This window comes from Pseudomonas kitaguniensis (assembly GCF_009296165.1).
Classification (GTDB): Bacteria; Pseudomonadota; Gammaproteobacteria; order Pseudomonadales; family Pseudomonadaceae; genus Aquipseudomonas; species Aquipseudomonas kitaguniensis.
Genome location: NZ_VUAZ01000051.1, coordinates 1 through 10,449, shown reverse-complemented (window position 1 = coordinate 10,449; position 10,449 = coordinate 1). Strand labels below are relative to the sequence as shown.

The following is a 10,449-nucleotide window of genomic DNA, read 5'->3' as shown; positions in this document are numbered from 1 at the left end:
CGCTCCCACAAAATCGGGGAGGTCATCGTATAACTTCTGATTGACACACCGCAAAAACACAGCAAATATCCGCTCCCATGTTGTACGACGACGTATAACAAATAATAAAAACAAAAAAATAGGGAGCTTCACTGTGAGTCAATTCGCCCGCAATTCCTCTGCGCGTCTCGGCCTCATCGGCCTCGCCAGCCTGGCGTTCACCCTGCCCCACGCCGCCTGCGCCGAAGGCTTCATCGACGATGCCAAAGCCTCGCTTAACCTGCGTAACGCCTACTTCAACCGTAACTTCACCAACCCTGGCAACGCGCAGGGCAAGGCCGAAGAGTGGACGCAGAACTTCATTCTCGACGCCAAGTCCGGCTACACCCAAGGCGCCGTGGGTTTCGGGATTGACGTGCTGGGCCTGTATTCGCAAAAACTCGATGGCGGCAAAGGCACCGGCGGCACGCAATTACTGCCCATCCACAGCGACGGTCGCCCGGCCGACAACTTCGGGCGCCTGGGTGTAGCGCTGAAAACCAAACTGTCGAAGACCGAACTGAAGGTCGGCGAATGGATGCCGGTGCTGCCGATCCTGCGCTCCGACGACGGCCGTTCGCTGCCGCAAACCTTCCGTGGCGGCCAGGTCACGTCGAATGAAATCGCCGGGCTGACCCTCTACGGCGGGCAGTTTCGCGGTAACAGCCCGCGCAACGACGCGAGCATGGAAGACATGTTCATGAACGGCAAAGCGGGGTTCACCTCCGACCGCTTCAACTTCGGCGGCGGCGAATACAGCTTCAACGACAAGCGCACCCAAGTCGGCGTGTGGTACGCCGAGCTGAGCGATATTTACCAACAACAGTATTTCAACCTGACTCACAGCCAACCGGTCGGCGACTGGACCCTGGGCGCCAACCTGGGCTTCTTCAACGGCAAGGAAAACGGTAGCGCCTTGGCCGGCGAACTCGACAACAAAACCGCGTTCGCCCTGCTGTCGGCCAAGTACCAGGGCCACACCTTCTACGTGGGCCTGCAAAAACTGACCGGCGACAGCGCGTGGATGCGCATCAACGGCACCAGCGGCGGCACCCTGGCCAACGACAGCTACAACGCCAGCTACGACAACGCCAAGGAAAAATCCTGGCAAGTGCGCCATGACTTCAACTTCGTGGTGCTGGGTGTGCCGGGGCTGACTATGATGAACCGTTACATCAGCGGCGATAACGTGCACACCGGGGCGATCACCGATGGCAAGGAATGGGGCCGCGAATCCGAGCTGGCCTACACCGTGCAAAGTGGCGCGCTGAAAAACCTGAACGTGCGGTGGCGCAACTCGACCATGCGTCGGGATTTCAGCACCAATGAATTTGACGAAAACCGGATTTTCGTCAGCTACCCGATCTCGCTGCTGTAAACAGTCGGCCTCCTCGCCAAGGGAAATTCCCTGTGGGAGGGGGCTTGCTCCCGATGGCGGTAATGTCAGTCACAAAATGTATTAATAATACACCGCCATCGACAGCAAGCCGCCTCTCGCATTTGGCGTTCCACCGCCTGCAAGAGCGTTGACAACGTCGCGAATTCCTACCAATACTTCGGCATAGTCATACGACAACTTACAACAACAATGGAACCCTCATGACCACGACCACCACTACGCCCGTTCCATTCAACCGCCTGCTGCTCACCGGTGCCGCAGGCGGTTTGGGCAAAGTCTTGCGCGAACGCCTGCGCCCTTACGCGCAGGTGCTGCGCCTGTCGGACATCGCCAGCATGGCCCCCGCCGCCAGCGAGTCCGAAGAAGTACAGACCTGCGATCTTGCCGATAAACACGCCGTGCACCATTTGGTGGAAGGCGTCGATGCCATCCTGCACTTTGGTGGCGTCTCGGTAGAACGCTCTTTCGAAGAGGTCCTTGGCGCGAACATCTGCGGGGTTTTCCATCTTTACGAAGCCGCGCGCCGGCATGGCGTGAAGCGTGTGATCTTCGCCAGCTCCAACCACGTGATCGGCTTCTACAAACAGGGCGAAACCATCGACGCCCACTCGCCGCGCCGCCCGGACAGCTACTACGGCCTGTCCAAGTCGTACGGCGAAGACATGGCGAGTTTTTACTTCGACCGCTACGGCATCGAAACCGTGAGCATCCGTATTGGTTCCTCGTTCCCTGAACCGCAAAACCGCCGGATGATGCACACTTGGCTGAGTTTTGATGACTTGACCCAGTTGCTCGAGCGCGCGCTGTACACGCCGAATGTCGGCCACACCGTGGTCTACGGCGTGTCGGATAACCTCGATACCTGGTGGGACAACCGCTACGCCGCGCACTTGGGTTTTGCCCCCAAAGACAGCTCCGAAGTGTTCCGCGCCAACGTCGAAAGCCAGCCACCGGTTGCCGCCGATGACCCGGCCAAGGTCTATCAAGGCGGCGCGTTCTGCGCCGCCGGGCCGTTTGGTGACTGAACCCCCATCAACCCAACGGAATGAGTTGCCATGAATGCTGAATTGATCGTCGACGCCCGGAATGCCGTAGGCGAATGCCCGGTGTGGGTGCCAGAGGAAAACGCGCTGTACTGGGTGGATATTCCCAACGGCGGCTTGCAACGCTGGAGCGCCGCCAGCGGCCACGTCGCCGCCTGGACCGCGCCGCAGATGCTCGCATGCATTGCCCGCACCACCGCGGGCAACTGGGTTGCGGGGATGGAAAGCGGGTTCTTCCAACTCACCCCGCACAACGACGGCAGCCTCGACACCACGCCCCTGGCAAGTGTGGCGCACCCGCGCGCAGACATGCGCTTGAACGACGGCCGGTGTGATCGCCAGGGCCGGTTTTGGGCCGGCAGCATGGTGCTGAACATGGCGGCGAATGCGGCCGAGGGCATCCTCTACCGCTACGCGACAGGCTCGGCGCCGCACGCTCAATTAGACGGGTTTATCACCCTCAACGGCCTCGCGTTCAGCCCGGATGGCCGCACCATGTATGCCTCGGATTCGCACCCGTTGGTGCAGCAGATCTGGGCCTTTGACTACGACATCGACACCGGCACGCCGTCCAATCGCCGCGTGTTTGTGGACATGCATCAGTTCCTCGGTCGCCCCGACGGTGCCGCGGTGGACGCCGAAGGCTGCTACTGGATCTGCGCCAACGACGCCGGGCTGGTGCACCGTTTTACCCCCGACGGCCGCTTGGACCGTTCCCTCACCGTACCGGTAAAAAAACCCACCATGTGCGCGTTTGGCGGCAGCCGGCTGGACACCTTGTTCGTCACCTCGATTCGTGATGACCAGAGCGCCCAGTCGCTGGCCGGCGGCGTGTTCGCCCTCAACCCTGGCGTAACCGGGCTGCCCGAACCAAGTTTTATCCTCTAGCTGCACCGCTGCGCCTTGAAAAAAACAATAACAAGACTGGAGAGCTACCCCATGGATTTCAAACGCACCTTGCTGGCCGCTGCACTCCCTCTCACCCTCCTGTGTGCCAGCGCCGCCCACGCGCTGGAGATAAAATTTGCCGACATCCACCCCGACGGTTACCCAACGGTGGTCGCCGAGAAGAACATGGGCGCCGCGCTGACCAAAGAGAGCAATGGCGAACTGACCTTCAAGTTCTTCCCCGGCGGCGTGTTGGGCTCCGAGAAAGAAGTGGTCGAACAAGCCCAGGTCGGCGCGATCCAGATGGCGCGGGTCAGCCTCGGCATCGTCGGGCCGGTGGTGCCGGACGTGAACGTGTTCAACCTGCCGTTCGTGTTCCGCGACCAGGCGCACATGCGCAAGGTGATCGACGGCGAAATCGGCGATGAAATGCTCGCCAAGATCACCGACTCCGAGTTCGGCCTGGTGGCCCTGGCCTGGATGGACGGCGGCACGCGCAACCTCTACACGAAAAAACCGGTGCGCAAGATCGAAGACCTCAAAGGCATGAAGATCCGCGTGCAAGGCAACCCGCTGTTCATCGACGCGTTTAATGCGATGGGCGCCAACGGCATCGCCATGGACACCGGCGAGATTTTCAGCGCCTTGCAGACCGGCGTGATCGACGGCGCCGAAAACAACCCGCCAACCCTGCTTGAACACAACCACTACCAGAACGCCAAGTTCTACACGCTCACCGAACACTTGATATTGCCTGAGCCCATCGTGATGTCGAAAATCACCTGGAACAAGCTCACGCCTGCGCAACAGGGCATGGTCAAAAAGGCCGCCAAGGTCGCCCAAGCCGATGAGCGCGTGCTGTGGGACGCCAAGTCCGCCAGCAGCGAAACCAAGCTCAAGGCCGCCGGTGTCGAGTTCATTACGGTCGACAAAAAACCCTTCTATGACGCCACCGCAGCGGTTCGCGCCAAATACGGTGCGGCGTACGCCGACACCATCAAGCGCATCGACGCGGTTCAATAACCTCCCCTGCCCTTGCACAGGCCCGGCGCGCTTGGCTGCTGTGTAGCCAGCCGCGCCCGGTTACGGTGAACGCCATGAAGAATTTAGTGTTGCGCATCAACGACCGCATTTACATGACCTGCATCTGGGTCGCCGGCCTCTCGGTTCTGGGGGTCGCGCTGATCATTCCCTGGGGCATTTTCGCCCGCTACATCCTCGGCACCGGCTCCAGTTGGCCCGAGCCTACCGCCATCCTGCTGATGCTGGTGTTTACCTTTATCGGCGCCGCCGCCAGCTACCGCGCCGGGGCGCATATGTCGGTGGCGATGATCACCGACCGCCTGCCCCCGCAACAACGCCGCCTCGTCGGCATTTTTTCGCAACTGTTGATGGCGACCATCTGCCTGTTTATGACGATTTGGGGCAGCAAGCTGTGCGTGTCCACCTGGAACCAGTTCATGAGCGCCATCCCCACCCTGCGCGTGGGCATGACGTACATGCCGATCCCGATTGGCGGGCTGCTGACGCTGGTGTTCGTGCTGGAAAAACTCCTGCTCGGTGACCAGAGCCAACGGCGCGTGGTGCGCTTGGACCTGGTTGAAGAAAGCGAAGGGGCTGCCTGATATGGACGCATTGATTCTGTTGGGCAGTTTTATCGCGTTGATCCTGATCGGCATGCCGGTGGCTTACGCCTTGGGGCTTTCCGCACTGATTGGCGCGTGGTGGATCGATATTCCGTTCCAGGCCTTGATGATTCAAGTGGCTGGCGGCGTGAACAAGTTTTCACTGATGGCGATTCCGTTCTTCGTGCTCGCCGGGGCGATCATGGCCGAGGGCGGCATGTCGCGCCGCTTGGTGGCCTTTGCCGGCGTGCTGGTGGGCTTCGTGCGCGGCGGTTTGTCGTTGGTCAACATCATGGCCTCGACGTTTTTCGGTGCGATTTCCGGTTCTTCGGTGGCCGACACCGCCTCGGTCGGCTCGGTGTTGATCCCCGAAATGGAACGGCGCGGCTACCCGCGCGAGTTCGCCACGGCGGTGACCATCAGCGGCTCGGTGCAGGCGCTGCTGACGCCGCCCAGCCATAACTCGGTGCTCTACTCGCTGGCGGCCGGCGGCACGGTCTCCATCGCCTCGCTGTTCATGGCCGGTATCGTGCCGGGCCTGTTGATGAGCGCGTGCCTGATGGTGCTGTGCCTGATCTTCGCGAAAAAACGCGACTACCCCAAGGGCGAAGTGATCCCGCTGAAGCAGGCGCTGAAAATTTGCGCTGACGCGTTGTGGGGCTTGATGGCGATGGTGATCATCCTCGGCGGCATCCTGTCGGGTATTTTCACCGCCACCGAGTCCGCCGCGATTGCCGTGTTGTGGGCGTTCTTCGTGACCATGTTCATCTACCGCGACTACAAATGGAGCGAGCTGCCCAAGCTGATGCACCGCACGGTGCGGACCATTTCGATCGTGATGATATTGATCGCGTTCGCCGCAAGCTTCGGCTACATCATGACGCTGATGCAGATTCCGTCGAAGATCACCACGATGTTCCTGACCCTGTCAGACAACCGTTACGTGATCCTGATGTGCATCAACGCCATGCTGCTGCTACTCGGCACGGTGATGGACATGGCCCCGCTGATATTGATTCTGACGCCGATTCTGCTGCCGGTGATTCTCGGCATCGGCGTCGACCCGGTGCACTTCGGCATGATCATGCTGGTGAACCTCGGTATCGGCCTGATCACCCCGCCGGTGGGCGCGGTGTTGTTTGTCGGGGCGGCGGTGGGCAAGGTCAGTATCGAGAAAACCGTGAAAGCGCTGCTGCCATTTTATGGCGTGCTGTTCCTGGTATTGATGGCCGTGACCTACATCCCGGCGCTGTCGCTGTGGTTGCCAGGCCTGGTGCTGTAAACCATTTGATCAACTGTGGGAGGGGGCTTGCTGCCTCCCACCTTATTTATCTGCCGTGTTGGTTCTAATTCATACGCCGGGACACCCCCATGCCTGCACACTTCGTCGAACTCAATGATCAACTCACTCACCTCACCCTGGCCCCCGCCGTGGGTGGCAGCATCGTTAACTGGACGGTGCACGCCAGCGGGCAACCCCTGCTGCGCCATAGCGATGAGCAGGCTGTGAACACCGGGCTGCCAGGCAAGCTGGGCTGTTATCCCTTGGCGCCGTGGTCCAACCGCATCGCCCACGGCGGTTTCGACAACCCCGACGGCTGGCTGGCGTTGGCGCCGAACAGCCTCACCGATCCACTGCCGATTCACGGTTCGGCCTGGCAACAGCCGTGGCAGGTGGTCAGCCAAACGGCGGATGAGGTGGTGCTGCAAGTGCTGTGCGACGCGCCGTTTGCCTACCGCGCCGAACAGCGTTTTCGGTTGCGCAACGGTGAACTGAGCATCAGCGTGCAGGTGACTCACCTGGCCGAAAAAGCCGCGTGGCATGGCGTGGGGCTGCACCCGTATTTGCCGCGCAGGCCAGGCACGCGTTTACACGCCAAGCGCGCAGGTGTGGCTGAGCGAAGCGTCGAAGCTGCCTACCGGGCTGGCGCCAGTGCCTGATGAGTGGGACTTTGCGCAGCTCAAAACCCTGCCGGAGGGCCTGGTCGACAATGCCTTTTGCGAGTGGGATGGCCGCTGTGTGATCGAGCAGCCAGAGCTTGGGTATACGCTGGAATGCCAGGCCAGCGGCGCCGATTACTTTCTGCTGTACTGCCCGCCGGGGCTGGCGTTTTTTTGTGTCGAGCCGGTGAGTCATCCGGTGAACGCCCATCACCTGCCGGGCAAGCCGGGGCTAAAACTGCTGGAACACGGCCAATCAACCCACCTGAATTTCAACCTCAAATACATGCCAACGGTGTAAGTGTCACGGCGGGCTGTTTTTCAAGCGCCCCGCCGTGTCGATACTCACCACCACCGATAACCCCGGGCGCAGGCGCTCACTCTCGGCCTGATTCGGGTCGACGCTGATCCGTACCGGCACGCGCTGGGCGATTTTCACAAAGTTGCCGGTCGCGTTGTCGGCCTGCAACAGGCTGAACTCGGAACCGGTCGCCGGGGAAATATGCTGCACCGTGCCGTGAAACTTGCGGTGGTTCAGCGCATCCACCGTGAAGGTGACCGGCTGGCCGACCTGCACGTTGTCCATCTGGGTTTCTTTCATGTTGGCGATCACCCACAACTGCGGCGGTACCAGCGCCATCAGTTGCGCGCCGGAATTAACGTAGGCGCCGAGGCGCACACCAATCTGCCCCAACTGGCCGTCACGCGGCGCGGTGATGCGGGTGTTCGACAAATCGATGCGCGCCAGCTCCACGGCCGCATCGGCACTGGCGACGGCGGCTTCCAGTGAACCGCGATTGACGATTACGCTTTGCAGGTCCTGGCGGGCGATTTCGAGGTTGGCCTGGGCCTGTGCGACCGCTGCGACGGTCTGCGCATTCGCGGCGCGCGTCACGTCGAGTTCGCGTTTGGACACCGAGCCGTCACTGATCAGTTCTTCGTTGCGGCGCAAGTCGGCGGTACTTTTGCGCGCCTGGGCCTGGCTGTCGACCAGCGCGGCCTGGCGTAATTTGATCGTCGCTTCGGCGCTGTTGCGTTGCTGCACCGCATTCGCCAATGCGGCCTTCTGCACCGCGCGCTGCGCCAGCGCTTGATCAAGGCGCTGTTTGTAGATGCGGTCATCCAGGCGCACCAGCAGGTCGCCGGCCTTGACGAACTGAAAGTCCTGCACCGGCACTTCAAACACGTAGCCGCTCAGTTGTGGGCCGATAATCGTCACCTGGCCGCGCACCAGCGCGTTTTCGGTGGTTTCCACGGCGCTGCTGAACGGCGGCAATTGCCAGGCATACAGCACGATCAGCACCCCCACGATGGCGATCGCGGCAAAGCCTAACGACGAGATAACACGCACCCGCAGCGAGCGCGGTTCGGTCACGGTAGCGCCCGGCGGCGCGGTGCCTTCCGGGGTCGAAGCGATGGCGTTGGTGGTCGTGGTGGTGGAGGTTGTTTCGGTCATGTAGAAACGCCGCTGGGTTGAACGGGAGGGGCTGCTGCTTTGGTGGTGCTCATCAGCCACAGGCTGCGGATAAAGATCCAGGTCATGGTGAGTACTGCGATGATCGCGATCAACATGAACACATCGTTATAGGCCATCACATTCGCCTCACGCGTGGCCGCCGTGGCCAGGCTGCGAATGCCCATCAAGTTGCGCAATTCGGGGTCGGCGATCACCCCGCCATAGGCCGCGCCGCCACTTTGCACACGCGCAGCCACACGCGGGTCAAGCAGTGTCAGGTGCTCAACGATCATGCTGGAATGGTACTTCTCGCGCACGATCTGAAAGGTGCCCAACAACGCCGCGCCAATCAGGCCGCCGAGGTTCTGGCAAATACCGAACATCACCGAAAAACTCACCAGGTTGCGCGGGTTGGTCAGCACGTTGCGGGTGCCCAGCACCATGGTCGGCCCTAGAAAAAAGGTGCCGCCAAAGCCTAGCAGGAATTGGCTGATGTAGAGGTTCTGCGGGCGGGTCAGGTTGCTCGAAAAACTGTCCATCACCGAGCCGGTGGCCATCAGCGCCAGCGAGATAATCAGTGGCATAAGCAGGTGCGCCGGGTTGATCGTCAGCGCACTGACCACCAGCCCGGCAATCGCCCCGGCCAACATCACCACGTACAGCGTGTGCATCTGCTCGTAGCTCATGTTCAACATCTGCATGAAACCCACGGCGCCGGTGGATTGCTCGGACAGCACCATGCGAATCAGCACCACCGCCAACGCCAGGCGAATCATCACCCCGCTGCCCAGCCAACGCGTCATCAGCAACGGGTTCGTGCGGTTATGCTCGATGGCCAGGCCGGCCATGATCAGCACCAGCGAACAGGCCGAGGCGACGCCGATCCACGGGGCTTCCAGCCACCAGTCGATACGCCCCAGCGACAGCACCGCGCAGAGCAAGGCCACGCCCGTGGCGAGAATGCCGAAGGTCAGGAAGTCGAGCTTTTCAAAGGTCTTGAAGCGATCACCCGGCGGCAACTTGAGCAGGAACACGCAGCCCAGGCAAATCAGCGCGAGGCCCAGCTCAAACAGGTACAGCCCGCGCCATTCGGCGATTTGCAGCAAATCTTCAGAAAACAATCGCGCCAGCGGCAGCGCCAACTGCGCGGTGCCCAGCCCGAGTACCAGGGCTTTCATGCGCCACTTGGCCGGGAACGCCTGGATCATGTAGTACAACCCCAGCGAACTCAGCGCCGCGCCCACCATGCCGTGGGCCGCGCGCACCGCGATGGCCGAACTCAGGTCGTTGACGAACAAGTGGCCGAAGGTCACCAGCGCATACAGCACCAGGAACACTTCGGTAAATGCACGCAATCCGAATTGCTGGCGAAACTTGACCAGCAGCAGGTTCATGCACACGTTGGTCATCACGTAGGCGGCGGGCAGCCAGGCCATTTCGGCGGTGGTCGCGCCGAGTGCGCCTTGCAGGTATTGCAGGTTGGCGATCACCAGCGCGTTGCCGAGCCCACCGGTTATTGCTACCAGCATGCCCACCAGCGCGAACGCCCAGCGCTTTGGGTTGCTGTGCAACGGCGTCGACGGCGAACCCGGCAAGCTCGGTCGCTCGTGGGGCTGCCAGGTGTGCGGGGTGTATTTATCCATTGCATGACCTTGGTGAGCCGACGTGCAAGGTCGGTGGCGCATTGACTCCAGGCGTAGTAAACCTGAGAGGCGTTCATTTTGTCATGCCAGGGACACAATTGATCTATTCAGGCGGCACACTCGAAGGTGGGAGCGCTGGGTGTGTCAGTTGAGAACTATTTATCAGATACACCGCCATCGCGAGCAAGCCCGCTCCCACAGTTTTGACAGCGTTCTGCTTGTGAGGTTGGGGCGGCTTTCAGGCCGTCCGCTCCGTCATATGCGTTTGACCATCGCGGTTTAACGGGGCGCTTCCAGATCACAAGCCGAACTCGGTCAAAACTGTGGAGCGGGCTTGCTCGCGATGGCGCTGTGTCAGGCGACAAATACGTAGCTGATACACGCCCACTCCCACAAAGCGCTTTTCAGAGCAACGCTCTGGATAACATTCCAATCG

At 61.1% G+C, this 10,449-nt stretch carries 8 protein-coding genes and 1 pseudogene; 7 read left to right on the top strand and 2 right to left on the bottom strand.

Translation table 11 applies throughout. The annotated features are described in order from the left end of the window. Positions 1-133 precede the first annotated feature (133 nt). The 7 genes and pseudogenes from F0169_RS09590 to F0169_RS09560 all read left to right on the top strand — a co-directional run bounded on the left by F0169_RS09590 (position 134) and on the right by F0169_RS09560 (position 7,215). Entirely contained in the window at positions 134-1,396 is a 1,263-nt protein-coding gene (locus F0169_RS09590) for an OprD family outer membrane porin (protein WP_172979387.1), read from the top strand. Between the two features lie 221 nt (positions 1,397-1,617). Next, the gene (locus F0169_RS09585; RefSeq protein WP_058413402.1) at positions 1,618-2,442 is read left to right on the top strand and encodes an NAD-dependent epimerase/dehydratase family protein; all 825 of its coding nucleotides are present in this window, start codon (positions 1,618-1,620) and stop codon (positions 2,440-2,442) included. Positions 2,443-2,472: 30 nt separating this feature from the next. Continuing rightward, positions 2,473-3,348, top strand: a complete 876-nt coding sequence (locus F0169_RS09580; protein WP_152746353.1) for an SMP-30/gluconolactonase/LRE family protein — start codon at positions 2,473-2,475, stop codon at positions 3,346-3,348. Positions 3,349-3,399: 51 nt separating this feature from the next. Beyond that, entirely contained in the window at positions 3,400-4,371 is a 972-nt protein-coding gene (locus F0169_RS09575) for a TRAP transporter substrate-binding protein (RefSeq protein ID WP_122250847.1), read from the top strand. A gap of 74 nt (positions 4,372-4,445) precedes the next feature. Next, a complete protein-coding gene (locus F0169_RS09570) occupies positions 4,446-4,973 on the top strand; it encodes a TRAP transporter small permease (protein ID WP_152746352.1) in 528 nt (175 codons plus the stop codon). A 1-nt stretch (position 4,974) separates the two neighbouring features. Further along, a complete protein-coding gene (locus F0169_RS09565; protein WP_099236707.1) occupies positions 4,975-6,255 on the top strand; it encodes a TRAP transporter large permease in 1,281 nt (426 codons plus the stop codon). A gap of 89 nt (positions 6,256-6,344) precedes the next feature. Continuing rightward, positions 6,345-7,215, top strand: a pseudogene (locus F0169_RS09560) (aldose 1-epimerase). A gap of 3 nt (positions 7,216-7,218) precedes the next feature. Here F0169_RS09560 and F0169_RS09555 read toward each other — a convergent pair. Further along, positions 7,219-8,370, bottom strand: coding sequence for an HlyD family secretion protein (locus tag F0169_RS09555; protein WP_058413408.1), 1,152 nt, complete (start codon positions 8,368-8,370; stop codon positions 7,219-7,221). Continuing rightward, positions 8,367-10,013: an MFS transporter gene (locus F0169_RS09550; RefSeq protein WP_058413409.1), complete on the bottom strand. Its 1,647-nt coding sequence runs from the start codon at positions 10,011-10,013 to the stop codon at positions 8,367-8,369. The genes F0169_RS09555 and F0169_RS09550 overlap by 4 nt, the downstream gene beginning before the upstream one ends. Between the last annotated feature and the right edge of the window lie 436 nt (positions 10,014-10,449).

Excerpts from the sequence above, each read along its gene's own strand:
- F0169_RS09585 (WP_058413402.1), top strand. The coding sequence starts at position 1,618 with ATGACCACGACCACCACTACGCCCGTTCCATTCAACCGCCTGCTGCTC.
- F0169_RS09580 (WP_152746353.1), top strand. The coding sequence starts at position 2,473 with ATGAATGCTGAATTGATCGTCGACGCCCGGAATGCCGTAGGCGAATGC.
- F0169_RS09575 (WP_122250847.1), top strand. The coding sequence starts at position 3,400 with ATGGATTTCAAACGCACCTTGCTGGCCGCTGCACTCCCTCTCACCCTC.
- F0169_RS09570 (WP_152746352.1), top strand. The coding sequence starts at position 4,446 with ATGAAGAATTTAGTGTTGCGCATCAACGACCGCATTTACATGACCTGC.
- F0169_RS09565 (WP_099236707.1), top strand. The coding sequence starts at position 4,975 with ATGGACGCATTGATTCTGTTGGGCAGTTTTATCGCGTTGATCCTGATC.
- F0169_RS09555 (WP_058413408.1), bottom strand. The coding sequence starts at position 8,370 with ATGACCGAAACAACCTCCACCACCACGACCACCAACGCCATCGCTTCG.
- F0169_RS09550 (WP_058413409.1), bottom strand. The coding sequence starts at position 10,013 with ATGGATAAATACACCCCGCACACCTGGCAGCCCCACGAGCGACCGAGC.